This is a genomic window from Nonomuraea fastidiosa (assembly GCF_042751225.1).
In the GTDB taxonomy this organism is placed as follows: Bacteria; Actinomycetota; Actinomycetes; order Streptosporangiales; family Streptosporangiaceae; genus Nonomuraea; species Nonomuraea fastidiosa.
This window is the reverse complement of record NZ_CP170570.1, coordinates 5674543-5691185: the sequence shown is the minus strand read 5'-3', so window position 1 is coordinate 5691185 and position 16643 is coordinate 5674543. Positions and strand designations below refer to the sequence as shown.

The following is a 16643-nucleotide window of genomic DNA, read 5'->3' as shown; positions in this document are numbered from 1 at the left end:
GCGCTGAACCCGCCTCTATGGCCTGTCACCAGCGGGAACGCGGCTCCGATGGCCCTGAGCGCGGCGCCGTCCCCGGGCCTGTGCGGAGCGCGCCCGCCGCATGACCGGGTGACCTCCGTACGAACATCAGTCACGTGACGGAGGCGGACTCCGGGGCGTTCCTCCTAGTGTCCGGATCATGTCCACGAGAACCGAGTCCAAGAACGTGCTGGTCACCGGAGCCTCCACCGGCATCGGCCGGGCCACCGCCCTGCTGCTGGCCCGCGAGGGCTTCACGGTGTACGCGGGCGTGCGCAAGGAGGCCGACGGCCAGGCGCTCGGCCCTGCCGTCACCCCGATACCGCTCGACATCACCGACGCCGGGCAGATCGCCGGCGCCGCCCGGCGGCTCGGCCGCCTCGACGCGCTGGTCAACAACGCCGGCATCGGCGTCACCGGGCCTTTGGAGTTCGTCCCCCTGGACGCGCTGCGGTGGCAGTACGAGGTCAACGTCTTCGGCCAGATCGCCGTCACCCAGGCGATGCTGCCGATGCTGCGCGCCTCGCGCGGCCGGGTGGTCACGGTCGGCTCGGTCGGGAGCTGGATCACGCTGCCGTTCGGCGGGCCGCTCTGCTCGTCCAAGCACGCCGTCCGCTCGCTCAACGACGCGCTGCGCATGGAGCTCAAGCCGTACGGGGTGGCGGCCGTGCTCATCGAGCCCGGCTCCATTCACACTGACGCGGTGGACAAGCTCGAAGACGAGGTCGAGCCCCGCCTGGCCTCGCTCGGCGAGGAGGGGCGGCGGCTGTACGGCCGGGCGTACCGGACCATGACCGCCGCCGGGCTCAAGGAGGAGCGCAGCGGATCGAGCCCGGACGTGGTGGCGCGCGCCATCCTGCACGCGCTCACCGCGCGCAAGCCGCGCGCCCGCTACCCGGTCGGCAAGAAGTCCCGGCTGATGAGCACGATGGGCCGCATCCTCCCCCAGTACACCCTCGACGCCGTCCGCATGCGCGCGCTCGGCCTGTCCTGAACCCTCCTGCTGAACGGAGTCCCATGATCCGCCTTTCCGGCGCGGAAGCCCTGACCGCGCTCGACCCCGTCTTCGCCCAGTACGCCGTGGGCGCCGGGCACAACCTGTGGGGCCTGCGCCACCTGACCATGCGGGAGAAGGCGTTCGTCTGCCTGACCGCCGACCTGTGCCACCCGCACCTCGGGCAGCCCCTGGCCATGCACCTGCGGATGGCGCTGGACAACGGCACCGACCCGGAGGCGATCCGCGAGCTCTACCGGCATCTCGCGCCCTATACCGGCTATCCGATCGTGGTCACCGCGCTGCAGCGCCTGACCGAGCTCGGCCTGCCGGAGGCGAAGGATGACAAGCCGGTCGAGCCGACGCCGCTGTCCGGGCCGCTCGCCCGTGCCGTGCACGCCCTGGAGGACGTGGACCCCGGCCTCGCCGCCTTCACCGAGGACCAGCTGGCCCAGCGCTGGGCGCGCCCGCACCTCAGCGTGCGGGAGCGTGCCCTCGCCTGCCTGGTGGTGGACGTGTTCCACCAGACGCTCGGCGAGTCGCTGCGGCTGCACGCCGAGCTGGCCAGGACGGCCGGCGCGACCGACGACACGCTGCGCGACCTGCTGCGCGGCGTGGCCGAGTTCGGCCTTCCGAGGGCCTGGGCGGCCGCCCGCGCGCTGCGCCTGGAGCCGCCTCAGCCGTCGTCGAGCGCGGTGTAGTCGATCTTGCCGTTGGGCAGGCGCGGCAGCGCGTCCAGCCGCTGGAACGTCGCCGGGACGGCCACGATCGGCAGCCGGTCGAGCAGGTGGGCGCGCAGGGCCCGGCGGTCGATGCGGTCCTGCTCGGTGACCAGGTAGCCCTTGAGCCGGGGCGCGCCCGCCGCGGCCCGCGTCACCCCGACGGCGGCGTCCAGCACGCCGGGGAACGTCGCCATCGCGTGCTCGATCTCCGCGCGCTCCACCCGCGCGCCGCTCAGCTTGAGCTGGTGGTCGGCGCGGCCGTGGAACAGCAGCTCGCCGTCGGAGCGCAGCGAGACCAGGTCTCCGGTGCGGTAGGCGTCGCCGATCCCCTCGGCCAGGCCGGGGCCGGAGATCACCAGCTCGCCGACGCCGTCCTCGCCCGGCTCTGCGACCTCCACCCGCGCTCCGGGGATCGGGCGGCCGATCGGCACCCGGGCCGCCCGCGCGTCCTGCGGGACGCAGCGGTGCACGGTGCTCCAGACGGTGCACTCGGTGGGGCCGTACTCGTTGTAGAGAAGCGCGTCGGGCAGCATCGCGTAGTGCGCGCCGACCAGCGCGGGCGGGCAGGTCTCGCCCGCGACGATCACCGTCGTCGCCCGCGACGACCGCCCGGCCGCCGCTGCGGCGCAGGGCGTCCAGTCCCTGGTACGTCCCGACCGGGCTGGCGATCGAGAAGGCCCTGGTGTCCCGGGCGGGCACGGGACCCGCGACCTCATCGCCCGCCGCGAGCGCCCGAGTGTAGGGGCCGAACACCTCGCCTGCAATGAGCCTGGGCACGCGTTCGGCCAGGCCGAGGGCCACGAGGTCGGCGAATCCCCGGTAGATGCCGGCCAGCCCGTCCGCGTACGAGGCGGGGACGACGACGTCGTCGGGCACCCGGCCGAGATCGCGCACGATCTCGAACGCGATCGTCTTGTAGCCGTCCACGCCGAAGGGGTTCGAGCCCAGCGGCGGATCGGCGAAGTTGGACATCGGCGCCCAGCCGTGCGCCCGGACCGCCTCCCTCATCACCGCCCAGCGGCTCGGGCCGTCCTCGTAGGCGAAGACGGCCGCGCCGTAGACCTGCATGAGCGTGCGCATCGCCACGGGGGCCGACCGCATCGTGAGCACCACGCAGCGCAGCCCCGCGGCGGCGGCGTACGCGGCAACGGCGGCCCCGTGGTTGCCGGAGGTGGAGACGATCACGGTGTCCGCCCCATCGGCCGCCGCCTTGCTGACCGTGACGGAGGCCAGCCGGTCCTTCCACGACCACGTCGGATTGCGGGACTCGTCCTTGAGATACAGCTCGCCGATGCCCAGCTCACTGCCCAGTCTGCGCAGCGGCAGCAGGGGCGTGCCGCCCTCGCCGAGCGACACCAGCGGCCGCTCCGGCGCCAGCGGCAGCGCGTCCCGCCACCGCCAGGAGGCGCCGTCCCGGGTGATCGCGTAGTCGGGGCGCAGCGCGACCGGCACGCCTTGCTCGGCGCAGGCCGGGCAGCCGCCGAAGGCCGCGGCCTCGCCATAGCGGGCCGCGCAGCGCAGGCACACCAGCTCGCCGAGGTAGGTGATGCTCACGGGATCACCCGCAGCCCGCGATCGGTCCGGGTGAACAGCTCGAACCCGTGCTCGGTGACCACGCCGGCGTCCTCGGCCATCATCCCGCCCCAGCCGAGCTCGTAGTACGGCGTCTCCAGGCTGAACACCATGCCGGGCCGCAGCACGGTCTCGTCCGCCGGCTCGATCACCGGGGTCTCGTAGACCGACAGCCCGATCGCGTGGCCGACGTGGCGGCGCCGGTACGGGCGCGGGCCGCCGTGCGCCTCGACCGCGCGTACGGCGGCGGCGAAGACGTCGCAGGCGCGCACCCCCGGCTTGGCCATGACGAACTCGGCCTCCTGGCCCGCCGCCAGCGCCTCGTAGAAGCGGCGCCGCCGCTCGTCCGGCGGGCCCACGACGGCGGTGCGGGCCACGTCCGACCAGTAGCCCTGGTACCTGCAGCCCACGTCGAAGCGCACCAGATCGCCCGGCCGGCACGCGCGATCGGCCGGATAGGCGTCGGACAGCGCCGACCGCTCCCCCGACGTCACCACCACGAACCCCGGCTCGCCGCCTCCGGCCGCCATCGCCCCCGCGATCACAGCGGCCAGCTCGCGCTCGGTCACGCCCGCCGCCGCCTGGTCCAGCGCGGCCGCGATCGCGTCCTCGGCCAGTCGCGCGGCCTTGCGCAGCAGCTCCTGCTCGCCGGGGAGCTTGACGGCGCGTACCGTCCTAATCCACTCGTCGGCGGCCGGCGCCCCGTCGAGCGCGGCGGGCGGCCGGGTGAGGCCGCCCCATTCCACGGCCGGTTTCCGCACCGGCTTCAGAGCCGACTTCTGCGCCGGCTTCTCGGCCGGCTTCTGGGCCGGCGTCTTCGGCAGCACCGCGCCGAGGGCGGACGGCAGATCGGGATAGTCGCCGCTCGTCACCGACCCGTCGGCGTGCGCGAAGTAGAACTCCCCGTACGTCACCAGGTCGCCGGTCCCGCCCAGCGCCTCCTCCGCCGCCGCGGCCTCGCCGGCCGGGACGACCAGCACCGTACGCGCGGCCGTCACGACCGCGGCGACCGCGGGGCCTCGGTGCAGCGTCGCGGTGAGACTGCGGTGGCCGGTGGCGTAGTGCACCGATTCCGGCGTGCTCAGCACCACGGTCTCCAGCCCGGAGGCGGCCATCTCGGCCAGCACCCGCTCCCTGCGCAGGGCGGGCAGCCCGGGCGATCGGCTGGTCTCCATCGGCACCGTACGGCTCCTTCCGGGCGCGATTCAGCGGTTCACACAGGATGCTCCAGAGCCAGGCCAGGTCATATGGGCAAAGAACCAGGCGCGGTTATGCTGCGTTTGTGTCAATCACACAAATCAAGCGCCTGCTTGCCGAGTCCGCCGAGGAGATCAACAAGGAGACGTTCGAGAGCGTCTGGGGCATCCCCGGCTACGACACCGCCCACATGCCCAAGGAGGACCTCGCCGCCCGCATCCCCATCTCCATCCAGGCACTGCTCGCCTCCCTGGAGAACGGCGCCCGGCTGACCGGCGCGGCGCGGCAGGCGGCCAAGGAGATCGGCACCAGCCGGGCGCTGTCGGGCGTGCCGCTGGAGGCGATGCTGCAGTCCTGGAACACCTCGGAGCGGATCTGCGTCCAGCACGTGCTCCGGCACGCCGGCGCGTTCCCCGTCGCCGACATCCGGCAGGTCATCACCGAGCTGAACGTCGTCTTCAGCGAGGTGGCGCGCCTGTCGGCCACCGAGTACCGGCGCACCCAGAACGAGGTCACCGCCTACTACGACCGGCTGAGCACCGACCTCGTCGCCCGGCTGGTGGGCGAGCAGCAGGCGACCCCCGACGAGATCCGGCAGCAGGCCCAGGCCATCGGCAGCGACCCCGCACAGCCGCACGCCGCGATCGTGGTCGTGGTCGCCGCCTGCGACGCCGGGCTCAGCCTGCGCATCGAACGGCACCTGCTCGCCCTCCTGGCCGGCCACACCACGGGACGCATCCTCCTCGGCCGTATCGACCAGCACCTCGTCCTGCTCTGCCCCATGCCCGGCGACGGGCCGGGCGACCGCCCGGACGACGGCCACGAGATCCTGCACCGGCTGCTGCGGCGCAGCGTCACCGACCCGCACAGGCCCGGCTCGTTCCTGCTGGCCACCAGCCGCGACAGCGCCCCGCTCGACGACATCACAGACGTCTGCGGCAAGGCCAGGGAGGCGGCGCAGATCGCCGCCCGCCGCGGCTGGACCGACCGCGTCGTCACGTTCGAGGACGTCTGCCTCGACGTCATGCTGGCCCGCAACCCCGACGCGACCGCCGTGCTCTCGGCGCGGCTCGCACCCCTGCTCGACCGCCCCGAACTCCTCGCCACCCTGCGCGAATACCTCCGCCACGGCATGTCCGCCCGCGCCACCGCCCGGGCGCTCTACGTGCACCCGAACACGGTCCCCTACCGGCTGCGCACCATCGAGCACCTGCTCGGCCGCGACCTCACCGACGTCACCTCACTCACCGACCTCCTCCTCGCACTCCACCACCTCGACTCGACCCCACCGAGACAGTGACGCCGCGCGCGACGGGGTCGCGCCGGCTCACACCTGTGCCTCCTGCGCGGTCATCACGGATGCGAACCAGTCGAGGACGGCGACGATCACGTCGAACACCGCGACGCTCGCCAGGACGACCCGCTGCCCGAGTGCCTGGCCCAGCTCGACCGCTACCTCGACCGGCTCACCCTCCCCACCGGCAAACTCGTCATCTTCGACCGCCGCCCCGAGGCACCGCCGTGGCCGGAGCTAGGCGCGTTCGAAGAGGCGGTCACGCCGTCCGGCCGACCGGTCACCGTGCTGCGCGTGTGACCTCGTGGGGCGGGTTACGAGGCTGCCGGGGCGGGGGTGCGGGTGAAGGTGATGCGGCCCATGTCCATCGCCTCGTTCTCCGCGGACGCCGTCACCAGGTGGCGGACCGCCTGATAAACGCAGAGCAGCGCGTACACCTCCTGCCGCACCATGTCAGGAGACTTCGAGCGCAGCAGCACGCCAGGCCCGTCGTGCAGCCGGGCCTCCAGCTCGCCAATGGCGCTCGCCAGCTCGCAGCGTTCAGCGAGACGTGCGGGGAATTCCTCCAGCGGATAGGCCTCGCGATCGAGAAGTGTTGTGACCAGGCGGACATGCTCGTCGGCCGGCGTGTCCTTCCGGGTGACGTGGTAGTCGATGACCCGGACCGGGATGCCCTGGCCGGTCGTCGGCGCCGCTCCCTCGCCGCGCGCGGCCGCCCGCGCCGCTTCCCCGCCGTACACGGTCGTCGGCGCCGCTTCCCCGTCGTGCGAGGTGTCGGTGATCCGCGACAGATGGCTGCCGTCGGGCAGCGGCTCCAGGACCGGCAGGTCCTCGTCGTCGTCCGCGCGGAAGATCGCATGCGCCCCGGCGCGGACCACCGCGTCGAGGTTGGCGTACGACAGGAAGCCCCGATCGGCCACCACCACGTCGCCGGGACGCAGCAGCGGCCACAGCCGCCGGGCCATGGCCTGTTCGCCCTCGCCGGCCGGCCCGACGTGTACGCCCGCCAGCGCCCGGCTGCCGGTCTCGGTCAAGGCCACCATCCCGACCTGGGGCAGCCCGCCCTCCCGTTCGCTGCCGAACGCCGCGCCGTTCGCCCGGCTGGCCGGAACCTTCATGGCGAGGCCGGAGATCGTGAGCTTGCGCAGATTCCGCCAGTACGCCCGCGGCGCGGGCTCCCGGCCGTTCTGGGCCATGGCCATGCTCAGCAGCTCAGCCAGTGGCCGCCACCCCAACCGCGCCCGCGCCTTGCTGATCGCCGCGGCCGAGGGCCGCATGCGGGCGTCCTGCCGCGGCTGGGAGGCGGGCGACAAGGACAAGCCGGCGAGCAGCGTGTTCCAGACCTCGCCGTAGCCCAGGTCGAAGCAGAGCGTCATGGCCATCGTGTAGTACGCCACCAGCTGCGCGGGCAGGGCCCGCCGCCGTAACTCGCGGGCCTCGCAGGCGTCGATCGCGGCGTCCACCAGGTCCGGCGGGTACGCCGCCACGAGCACGCCGATCGCCACCCGATCCGGCAGCCCCGGCTCCTTACCCGTCCTGACCCGCCGTCTGACTCTACGCACTAGTTGATCTTAACAACGTCGTGATCATGAAGTGCGGCGCACGCGGAAGGCTTCCGTGACACCTGGCTCAGCCGCGCGGCGGGCGTACCCGAGCGTCGCGAGAACGCGTCGTCAGGACGGCACGTCGAGGGTGGCGACCCACCCGATGCAGCTGAAGTCGCGGCCGAGGTCGGACGGCCGGTCCACGCCGTGCGTGGAGTGCACCGGTACGAGCACTCCTCCGGCCGGGTGGGGATCTCTCTCGTTCAGCGCGTACTCGTAGCGGACGTATATCTGGGAGATGCCGGTGACCTGGCCTTCGACGGTGATGTAGTCGGGTGTGGGCTCGTCGTGATGCTCCTCGACCCATTCGATCGTGGCGGCGGTCTCCTCTCCGAGAGCTTGCGTCAGCCACTTACGGTCGGCCGGGGCGAGGGTCCAGGAGACCTCAGACCCCACGCTGAAGGGGTCGCCGCAGCACGCCATCTGCCACTCGACCACCCACACGTTCACCTTCACACCGGCAATGTAGGCAGATCGTCCGCCCCGCAACAACGGGATTTAAGCCGCACTACCCCGCAAAACCGCAGATCAGGGACGTGGGACAACGGCAAAACGGCTCCGCATGAGCGGCGAATCCAGCATCCTGGGCATGGCCGAATTCGGCCCGAGCATGGCCCTCACCTACTCCGGTCCCCCTTCTCCGCATAAAGAGGTCTTCGTGACTCGGTACGCCATCGATCGTGCCCACACCACGCTGCTCGCCCAGTGGAGCACCGGCATCGGCGACACCGCCACCGTCGTGGCCCCGCTCACCCGCGACCAGCCGCGTGAGGACACGTGCCGGCTCGCCGCCGCGCTGACCCGCCTGTCCGGCCTCTGCTGGCGCGCGTACACGCACCCCGCCGGCTGCGGCGATCTCCACGACGCGAACCGGCGGCGGGAGCGCGAGGCGTTCGCCAAGGTGCTGCCCGCCCTCATCGCCACCAGGCGGCCGCCCGACCTGCCGGACGGCACCGAGGTCGAGCGGGCCGCGCACGACGTCGCCAGGGTGCTGCAGACGATCGGCGCGTCCCAGCTCACCACGCTCGTCACCACCGACGTCGCGGCCGAGCTGGCCGCGGTCGAGCAGGCGGAGCGCGGTGACCTGTCCGAACGTGCCAGGCAGGCGGTCGAGCTGAGCCGCGAGGACGCCTCGCCCCTGCAGATCTCCCGGGCCGACCGGCTGCTGCGCGACGATCCGTGCGGCGGCGAGACCCTTCTGACCGAGGTGGACCCCACGGCCGCCGCCATCGCCGCCGCCCACTGGTTCCACGCCGCGCTCGCCGTCACCGCCCGGCACACCGGTCTGCCGCCCGAGCGCATCGTGGCCGCGGCCGGGCGGCCAGGACGGCCGCTCGCCGTCGAGAGCCTCACCGGCGTCACCGCCGCCCTCGACTCCGGCGTCCGGGCCCGGCAGGCGGTCATCCCGCTCATCCGCACCGCCCTGCACGTCGCCGAGGGCCACCTGTGCGGCCTGCGCGAGGTACGGCGCCGGCTCGCCGCCGCACGAGACCTCGTCCACGCGGCCGGGTACGGAGGCTGCGAGCCCGCGTCCGAGGCCGTCCATCTGCCGCTCACCGCGCTCGACCCGGTGCGGCCCGCCCCCGACCTGCTACGCAACCTGCTGCACGGCATCAGGACCTGCCTGCTGCACTACGAGCGGCACGATCGGCCCGCCGCACCGGATCCGCGGGTGCAGCCCGCCGCACCGGATCCGCGGGCGGCGTTCGTCGCCGCCACCCGGGAGGAGGCCGCCGCGCGTACGGATCGCCTGCTGTGATCGCCGCCGCCCGGCCTGGACGTAGGCTGGTGGCCATGGCACAGGAGCGTGCGAAGGGCGTAGGCCGTCCCCCGCGTCTCACCCTTGAGGCGATCCTGGAGGCGGCCGATCGCATCCTGCGCTCGGAGGGCCCGGAGAAGCTGTCGATGCGCCGCCTCGCCCAGGAGCTGGGCAGCGCGCCGATGACGCTCTACTACCACGTACGCGACAAGGACGAGCTGCTGCTGCGCGTGATGGAGGAGCAGGCGAGGAGCATCCCCCGCCCCGAGCTCCCCGAGGACCCGCGCGAGCGGCTGATCGCGGTGGCGACCATGCTGCACGAGCAGCTCTCCGAACGCCTGTGGATCGTCGAGGTGCTGGCGGGCGGCGACCTCATCGCCCCCTCGGCGCTGTGGTTCGTCGAAGAGATGATCGACGCCGCCGTCCAGTGCGGCCACCCGCCGGAGCGCGCCCTGTTCATCTACCGCTCGATCTGGTTCTACATCGTCGGCGACCTCATGATCCGGGCGAAGGGCGCCCGGCGGCGTTCCAGCGTCCCCTCGTACGAGGAGTCGGTCGTCGCCGGGCTGCGCGCGGGCACCCATCCGAGGCTGTCGTCGCTGGCCGACCGCTGGACCGAGCTGAACGCCCGCGACACCCACCGCGAAGGGCTGACCGCGATCATCGACGGGCTGCTGCGGACCACCGCGCCCTGAGGTCACGGCGTCACCGACAACTCCCAGAACCCCGCGTACCTGCCGCCGCTGCGCACCAGCTCCTCGTGCGTGCCCTCCTCCACGACGCGGCCGCCGTCGAGGAAGATCACCCGGTCGGCGCGGCGCACGGTGCGCATGCGGTGCGCGACCATCACCACGGTACGGCCCGCCATCAGCCGCTCGACGCCCTCGTGCACGGCGGCCTCGTTGACCGGGTCGAGCGCGGAGGTCACCTCGTCGAGCAGCACGATGGGGGCGTCCTTGAGCAGCGCCCGCGCGATCGAGACGCGCTGGCGCTCGCCTCCGGACAGCCGCGCCCCGCCCTCGCCGACCTTCGCCGCCCAGCCGCCCGGCAGGCGTTCGACGACCTCGTCCAGCCGGGCCGCGTGGGCCGCCGCCCGCACCTCGGCGTCGGTGGCGCCGGGGCGGCCGAGCCTGACGTTCTCCTCGATGGTGCCGTCGAAGAGGTAGACGTCCTGGAAGACGATGGCGATGCGCGACATCAGGTCTTCCGCGGCGACGTCGCGTACGTCCGCACCGCCGATGCGCACGGCGCCCGCGTCCACGTCGTAGAAGCGGGCCAGCAGGTGCAGCAGCGTGCTCTTGCCCGCGCCCGACGGCCCCACCACGGCCAGCCGTTCGCCCTCCGCCACGGACAGCGACACCCCGTCGAGGACGGTGCGGTCGCCGTGCCGGAAGGTGACGGCGTCGAGCCGCAGGTCGTGGCGGTCGGGCAGGACGGGCTTCGCCGGCTCGGGCAGCGGCTCGGTGTGCAGCACGGTGTCGAGCCGGTCCAGCTCGGCGCGGGCACCGCGCAGCTTGCCGCCGATCTCCGCCAGCGACAGCAGCGGGTCGGCGCAGCGGGCCGCGAGCACCAGGATCGCCAGCACCTCCGCGGCGCCGATGCCGCCGCCGAGCGCGAGGTACGCGCCCAGGGCCAGCAGCGCCGTGAACACCACCTGGACGGTGAGCGTCAGGCCCACGGCGGCGGGCAGCGTGGCGAGCAGGGTGGCGCGCGCGGCCCGCCGTACGTGCCGCAGCGCGTCGTCGAGCAGCGCGAACCGCTCCCCGCTCCGGCCGCCGGCCCGCAGCACCGGCTGGGCCTGAAGATACTCGATGACCCGGTCGGTGGACTCCTTGTCGCGTTCGTGCCGGTCAGCGTCGGCGGCGGCCGTCGCGCGGGCGGCGTACGCCTGGACCCCCGCGACGGCGGGCGCGGCGACCAGCGCGGCCAGGCCCATCCGCCAGTCGAAGACGGACATCACGGCCACGATCGTCAGCGGCGTCACGACCGCCGAGACGAACGGCGCCAGCAGGTGCGCGGCCACGCCCATCGCCTGGAGCAGGCCGCGTCCCGCCATGACGGACACCTCGCCGACCCGGCCGGTGTCGTACCAGCCGATGGGCAGCCTGGCCAGGTGGCCGCCGAGCCGGTAGTACATGCCGCGCAGCATCGTGGTGCCGACCCTCATGCCGGACAGGTCGGCGGCGTAGCGCAGCACGGCGTAACCGGCGACCGCCGCCCCGAACCCCGCCAGCCACGGCACGGCACTCTCCGGCGCGCCGCCGAGCAGCTCGCGCAGGACCGGGACGAGCAGCGCGTACGACAGGCCCTCGGCGACGGCGGCCACCGCCATCAGGGCCAGGGTGCGGCGCATCGGGCGGGCGTACTGGTCGCCGAGCACCCGCAGCAGCGTTTTGATCATCGTGCCTCCTCTCCTTGCCGCTCCCCGGCCTGCGCCGCGTCGTACGCGCCTGCCTGTGCCGGGTCGTGCGCGGGCCGGCGCTCCCCGGCCTGTCGCGGGTCGTGGGCGCGCCAGAACGCGGCGAACCTGCCGCCCCGCCGCAGCAGCTCGGCCGGGGCTCCCTGTTCGGTGATCACGCCGTCCTCCAGTAGGACGACGGTGTCGGCCCCGGCGATGGTCTCCTGACGGTGGGCGATGACGAGGATCGTCCGGTCGCCGCCGAGGCCGGCGAGGGCGCGGCGTACGGCCTGCTCGGTCTGCGGGTCGGCGAAGGAGGTGGCCTCGTCGAGCACCAGGACGGGCGTGTCGGCCAGCAGGGCGCGGGCGAGCGCGACGCGCTGGGCCTCGCCGCCCGACAGCCTGGCCTCCTCGCCGATGACCGTGTCGTAGCCGCGCGGCAGCTCCATGACGCGGTCGTGGATGCCGGCCAGCCGGGCGGCCCGCACGATGGCGTCGCGATCGGCGTGCGGCACCGCGAGCGCGATGTTGTCGGCGACGGACGCGCGCAGCAGGCGTACGTCCTGGAAGACGAACGAGACCCGCCGGTAGAGCTCGTCGGCGGCGATGTCGCGCAGGTCGGCGCCGCCGAGCAGCACCGCGCCCTCCGCCGGATCGAAGAACCTCGGCAGCAGCCGGACCAGGGTGGACTTCCCGCTGCCCGACGGTCCGACCACGGCGGTCGTGGTGCCGGGCTCCAGCACCAGGTCCACGCCGCGCAGCACCTCGCGGTCCTCCTCGTAGCCGAAGCGCACGCCGCGCAGCTCCACCCGGTGGCCGCTCGGTGTCACCGGACGTTCCGGCTCCGGCAGCGGCCGTACGGACAGCACCTCCTTGACGCGGCCGAGCGCGCGGCCCGCGGCGGTCACGTCGTCGAACCCGTGGCCGAGCGCCGCCACCGGAGCGGTCAGCCCGAGCCCGAGCAGCAGGAACGGCAGCAGGTCCGCCGGCGCCAGACCGCCCGACGCGATGCGCACCGCACCGCCGATCAGCACGACCAGCAGCACGAACGGCGGCGCCAGCACCAGCCGCATCGCCGCCGCGATCGGCGACATGCCGCGCACCCAGCGCAGGAAGGTGCCGACGAAGTCGTCCACGGCGGTGATGAACGCCCGGTGCGCCCGCTGCGACCCGCCGAACGCCTTCACCACCGCGATCCCCTGCACGAACTCGACCACCGAGTCCGCGATGCGCCCCATGGCGGCCTCGAACTCGCGCTGCTCGCGGGCCCTGGCCGGCAGCATCAGCAGCGGCACCAGCATGAGGGCGAGCGCGACGGGGATCAGCGTGATGAGCGTGAGCCGCCAGTCGACGGTGAGCAGGTAGATCAGCGATGCCGCGGGCACCACGAACGCGGCGGTCAGCTCGCCGGGCGTGTGTGCGATCAGCGGGTGCATGGCGCTGACGTCGTCCCCGACCACCTTGGCCAGCTCGCCGGTGCGGCGTCGCGACAGCCAGCCCATCGGCGCCCGCCCGAGCCGCTCGGCGAGCCGCCTGCGCAGCGCGAGCTGCACGTCGGTGTCGACCAGGTGGCCGATGCCGGACGACGTCGCGGTGCACACCAGCCGGACGAGCAGCCCGGCCGCGCCCGCGATCACCACCGTACGGACGTGTCCGGCGTCGATCGGTCCCGGCGCGAGCAGCGTGCGGCCCAGCTCGACGACGGCCAGCAGCGGGGCGAGGCCGGCGAGGGCCCCGGCGATCTGGAGGATCACCACGGCGGCGAAGCCCGGGATGTGCGGGCGCAGGAGTCCGGCCGTGCCCGGGTCGGGCGCGGGGTCGCGGACGCGTTCGCGCCGCGCCGCCGCCGGTGCGGATTCGATGGCGGTCATCGCGCTCCCTTCATTTTTCGTACGCGTACGAATAAGGGTATGCGAGAAGGAGGTGGGGTGCGCGAGCCGATGTCCGGAATGGGGCTCGGGCGCAGGGAGGGCGCGATGGAAGGGCGCGGTGGAAGGGCGCGGTGGAAGGGCGCGATGGAAGGGCGCGGTGGAAGAGCTTGAGACGTGCCGCCCACCGGTGGGAACTCAGGACAGGGGCGGAAAGCGCATAAAAAGGCGCGGATCACAGGCGGCGGAAGGCGCGGCGGTAGGCCGCGGGCGCGATGCCGCGCCGGGCGGCGAAGTGGTGTCGCAGGGTGTCCGCGCCGCCGAACCCGGCCCGCGCCGCCACGGCGTCCACGCTCAGCTCGGTGGTCTCCAGCAGCTCTTCGGCGAGGCGCAGCCGCTGTTCGAGCAGCCAGCGGTGCGGCGTGGTGCCGGTCAGCGCCTTGAACCGGCGGGCGAACGTACGCGGCGACATGGCGGCGCGCGCGGCGAGCGCCTCCACGGTGAGCGGCCGGTCGAGGTGCCGGGTGATCCAGTCGAGCAGCTCCGACAGCTCGTACGGGGTGCGCGGCGGCGGCATGGGCGCCTCGACGTACTGGGCCTGCCCGCCGGCCCGATGTGCGGGCACCACGAGGCGTCTGGCCAGGGCGTTGGCCGTGGCGGCACCGTACTCCAGCCGGATGAGGTGCAGGCAGGCGTCGATCCCGGCGGCCGCTCCGGCGCTGCTGAGGACGGGGCCGTCGGAGACGTACAGGATGTCCGGCTCGACCCTGACACGGGGGTGGGCGCGCGCGAGCAGGCCGGCGAACTGCCAGTGGGTGGTGGCCCTGCGGCCGTCGAGCAGCCCGGCGGCGGCCGCGAGGAAGGCTCCTGTGCAGATGGTGAGCACGCGCGCGCCCCGTTCGGCCGCCGCGCGCAGGGCGGCGAGCAGCGGCTCGGGCACGGGCGCGTCGAGCGCGGGCCAGGCGGGCACGGTCACCAGGTCGGCGCGGGCGATGCGGTCGAGCCCGTGTTCGACCTGGACGGAGAAGCCGGAGGTGGTCGGCACGAGGCCGGGCGTGGGCGCGCAGACCGCGAAGTCGTACCCGGGCAGGTCGTCGTCGGAACGGTCGAGGCCGAACACCTGGCAGACGATCCCCAGCTCGAACGTGGCGGCCACGTCCCCGACGACGGCGACGACATCGCGGATCACGTCTGCGATTCTGGCAGGAAATTCCCGCATCTGGTCATTCCTGCCACTCCCCCGCCTCCGGTGCCGCCCGCGACGCTGGGGGCATGACCATCACCACGCACCCGCGCTTCCCGCTGCCCGGACAGGGCCGCCCGGCGGTCGCCGTGCCCGCTCCGGGCCCCGGGCCGCAGCGCTGGGCCGGCGCGCCGAGCGCCGCGCTCGACGACGACGGCACGTACGTACTCGCCTACCGGGTACGCGACGGCGAGGACCGCAACGTCGTGGCCCGCTCGGTGGACGGCGGGCGCTTCACCACGGTCGCGCTGCTGCCGCGCGACCGCTTCCGCGCGGCCATGGTGGAGCGTCCCGCCCTGGTCCGCACGCCGTCCGGGCGCTGGCGGCTGTACGTCAGCTGCGCCACGCCGGGGACCAAGCACTGGTGGATCGGCGTGCTCGAAGCCGCATCGCCGGAGGGCCTGGCGACGGCCCGGGTGCGTACGGTCTTCGCGGGCGATTCTCGTACCGGGGTCAAGGACCCGGTGATCCGTCACGACGGCCGCACCTGGCGGGCGTGGCTGTGCTGCCACCCGCTGGACGTGCCGGGGGCCGAGGACCGCATGAGCACCGCGTACGCGACCAGCGATGACGGGCTGACCTGGCGGTGGCACGGCACGGTCCTGACCGGCCGCCCCGGCGCCTGGGACGCCCGCGGAGCCGGGCTGACCGCCGTGCTGCCGGACGGCCGCGCGTCCTACGACGGCCGCGCCTCGGCCGCGGAGAACTGGCGGGAACGCACGGGCATCGCCGTACCTGCTGGCGGCCCGCTGCCGGCTTCGATGGGCACAGAGCCCGTCAACGCCCCGGTGGGCGCGGACCCGGTCGCCTGCCCACTACCCACCCCGGAAGGCACGGATCGGGTCGCCGGCCCACTACCCACCCCGATAGGCGCGGATCCGGTCAGCGGCCCGCTACTCATCCCAGTGGGCGCGGAGCCCGTGGCGGACGTGCGCTACCTGGAGGTGCTGCCCCTGCCCGGAGGCGGCCACCGCCTGTTCTACGAGGCCCGCCGCCCGGACGGCTCCCACGAGCTGCGCACGGAACTAGTGCCGGGCTGACGCGCACGCCACACGGGCCTGAACACACCCGCCATCCCAGCCGACGCGACGGCCGCCCGGTCAGACGCGACGGGGTGGCTCCGGCGCCGAGGCGCACACCGCCCCGGCCGCCACGCGACGGCCGAGGCGCACGCCGCCCCGGCCGCCATACGACGGCCGGGGCGTTCACGCGGTGAGGAGCAGGCCGGACTATGGTGTCGTCTTGCAGTCCCGCGACACCACCGTGCCGTCCTCCTTACATATCGTGCAGACCTTCTTCGGATTGGTCGTGTCGGGCGCCGTATCGCATTCCCTGAGCTTCGGCTTGGTCTGTTTCTGCTCGCAGTACTGGCGTTTCCAGCCGCCGCGCTTCCCCTTGCAGTAGAAGCATCTGCGACCGGACTCGCCGGTCATCCACTTACACGGCGCCGCGCGCGACTCCGAGACACCGGTGGCGGTACGGAAGCAATCCGCCGTATCGGCGTTGACCTGGGATGACGCTGACGGGACGAGGGCGGCGGCCACCATGGCAGCGGTGGCGCATGCTGTTTTGAGCATGTGTCCCTCCCTTCCTCTCCGCCCATGGTGACGAACGCCGACGGGAAGCCGTCAAGTGGCCACCGGAAAATCTTTCTCGCCGCCACATCGGCCGCCCGGGATTGAAACATCCGGCGGCCTTGAAATTGCACAATCATGGCGTACGGACGCGCGTTTCTCCGCTAATTCATGAATGAAGTGGGTGTGACGGCGGCCAGGTGCTCGCGAATCAGCGGATGCACGAAATGGTAGATCCCGTCGCCTGCCGGGCAGAGAAGGCCCGCGTCGACGGCGGCGTCCAGGAAGGCCTGGCACGTCGTACACGCCCGCGTCCCGCGGCTTGGTCCGGACGTCGGTGCTCTCGCCCGACACCACGTGACCACTCGCCGTACCAAATGCACGGGCGACTCGCCGCAGA

14 protein-coding genes and 1 pseudogene are annotated in these 16643 nt (G+C 73.4%); 6 read left to right on the top strand and 9 right to left on the bottom strand.

The features are described from left to right. Positions 1 to 178 precede the first annotated feature (178 nt). Complete coding sequence (locus tag ACFMQL_RS26260) at positions 179 to 1012, top strand: SDR family oxidoreductase (RefSeq protein ID WP_378787499.1); 834 nt, start codon at positions 179 to 181, stop codon at positions 1010 to 1012. Between the two features lie 23 nt (positions 1013 to 1035). Continuing rightward, complete coding sequence (locus tag ACFMQL_RS26255) at positions 1036 to 1713, top strand: carboxymuconolactone decarboxylase family protein (protein ID WP_364055742.1); 678 nt, start codon at positions 1036 to 1038, stop codon at positions 1711 to 1713. Here ACFMQL_RS26255 and ACFMQL_RS26250 read toward each other — a convergent pair. The 3 genes and pseudogenes from ACFMQL_RS26250 to ACFMQL_RS26240 form a co-directional block, all read right to left on the bottom strand. Then, the gene (locus ACFMQL_RS26250; RefSeq protein WP_378787497.1) at positions 1689 to 2450 is read right to left on the bottom strand and encodes an AMP-binding protein; all 762 of its coding nucleotides are present in this window, start codon (positions 2448 to 2450) and stop codon (positions 1689 to 1691) included. The two genes, ACFMQL_RS26255 and ACFMQL_RS26250, sit on opposite strands and share 25 nt — an antisense overlap. Continuing rightward, positions 2383 to 3090: pseudogene (locus tag ACFMQL_RS26245) on the bottom strand (pyridoxal-phosphate dependent enzyme); the annotation flags it as partial. The gene ACFMQL_RS26250 and the pseudogene ACFMQL_RS26245, both read right to left, overlap by 68 nt. A gap of 194 nt (positions 3091 to 3284) precedes the next feature. Then, positions 3285 to 4481, bottom strand: a complete 1197-nt coding sequence (locus ACFMQL_RS26240) for a M24 family metallopeptidase (protein ID WP_378790210.1) — start codon at positions 4479 to 4481, stop codon at positions 3285 to 3287. Positions 4482 to 4588: 107 nt separating this feature from the next. On the opposite strand from ACFMQL_RS26240, the gene ACFMQL_RS26235 reads away from it, so the two are divergent. Then, on the top strand, positions 4589 to 5803 hold the full coding sequence (locus tag ACFMQL_RS26235; RefSeq protein ID WP_364055763.1) for a helix-turn-helix domain-containing protein: 1215 nt from the start codon (positions 4589 to 4591) through the stop codon (positions 5801 to 5803). Positions 5804 to 6111: 308 nt separating this feature from the next. On the opposite strand, the gene ACFMQL_RS26230 is transcribed toward ACFMQL_RS26235, so the two are convergent. Further along, positions 6112 to 7359, bottom strand: coding sequence for an IS4 family transposase (locus ACFMQL_RS26230; RefSeq protein WP_364055766.1), 1248 nt, complete (start codon positions 7357 to 7359; stop codon positions 6112 to 6114). Positions 7360 to 7470: 111 nt separating this feature from the next. Beyond that, complete coding sequence (locus tag ACFMQL_RS26225) at positions 7471 to 7857, bottom strand: DUF6578 domain-containing protein (RefSeq protein ID WP_364055769.1); 387 nt, start codon at positions 7855 to 7857, stop codon at positions 7471 to 7473. A gap of 133 nt (positions 7858 to 7990) precedes the next feature. On the opposite strand from ACFMQL_RS26225, the gene ACFMQL_RS26220 reads away from it, so the two are divergent. Together ACFMQL_RS26220 and ACFMQL_RS26215 are read left to right on the top strand one after the other, a co-directional pair. Further along, complete coding sequence (locus tag ACFMQL_RS26220; RefSeq protein WP_378787492.1) at positions 7991 to 9160, top strand: hypothetical protein; 1170 nt, start codon at positions 7991 to 7993, stop codon at positions 9158 to 9160. A gap of 35 nt (positions 9161 to 9195) precedes the next feature. Further along, a complete protein-coding gene (locus tag ACFMQL_RS26215; protein WP_364055775.1) occupies positions 9196 to 9855 on the top strand; it encodes a helix-turn-helix domain-containing protein in 660 nt (219 codons plus the stop codon). A gap of 2 nt (positions 9856 to 9857) precedes the next feature. On the opposite strand, the gene ACFMQL_RS26210 is transcribed toward ACFMQL_RS26215, so the two are convergent. From ACFMQL_RS26210 to ACFMQL_RS26200, 3 genes are all read right to left on the bottom strand, one after another. Next, positions 9858 to 11561, bottom strand: a complete 1704-nt coding sequence (locus ACFMQL_RS26210) for an ABC transporter ATP-binding protein (protein WP_378787489.1) — start codon at positions 11559 to 11561, stop codon at positions 9858 to 9860. Beyond that, positions 11558 to 13429: an ABC transporter ATP-binding protein gene (locus ACFMQL_RS26205; protein ID WP_364055781.1), complete on the bottom strand. Its 1872-nt coding sequence runs from the start codon at positions 13427 to 13429 to the stop codon at positions 11558 to 11560. The genes ACFMQL_RS26210 and ACFMQL_RS26205 overlap by 4 nt, the downstream gene beginning before the upstream one ends. Before the next feature lie 232 nt (positions 13430 to 13661). Beyond that, positions 13662 to 14615 carry a helix-turn-helix domain-containing protein gene (locus ACFMQL_RS26200; protein WP_364055784.1) on the bottom strand — a complete coding sequence of 318 codons (954 nt, stop codon included), beginning with the start codon at positions 14613 to 14615 and terminating at the stop codon, positions 13662 to 13664. An 83-nt stretch (positions 14616 to 14698) separates the two neighbouring features. On the opposite strand from ACFMQL_RS26200, the gene ACFMQL_RS26195 reads away from it, so the two are divergent. Continuing rightward, entirely contained in the window at positions 14699 to 15709 is a 1011-nt protein-coding gene (locus tag ACFMQL_RS26195; RefSeq protein WP_378787486.1) for a hypothetical protein, read from the top strand. A gap of 189 nt (positions 15710 to 15898) precedes the next feature. Here ACFMQL_RS26195 and ACFMQL_RS26190 read toward each other — a convergent pair whose 3' ends face one another. After that, positions 15899 to 16246, bottom strand: a complete 348-nt coding sequence (locus ACFMQL_RS26190; RefSeq protein WP_364055790.1) for a hypothetical protein — start codon at positions 16244 to 16246, stop codon at positions 15899 to 15901. Positions 16247 to 16643 lie beyond the last annotated feature (397 nt).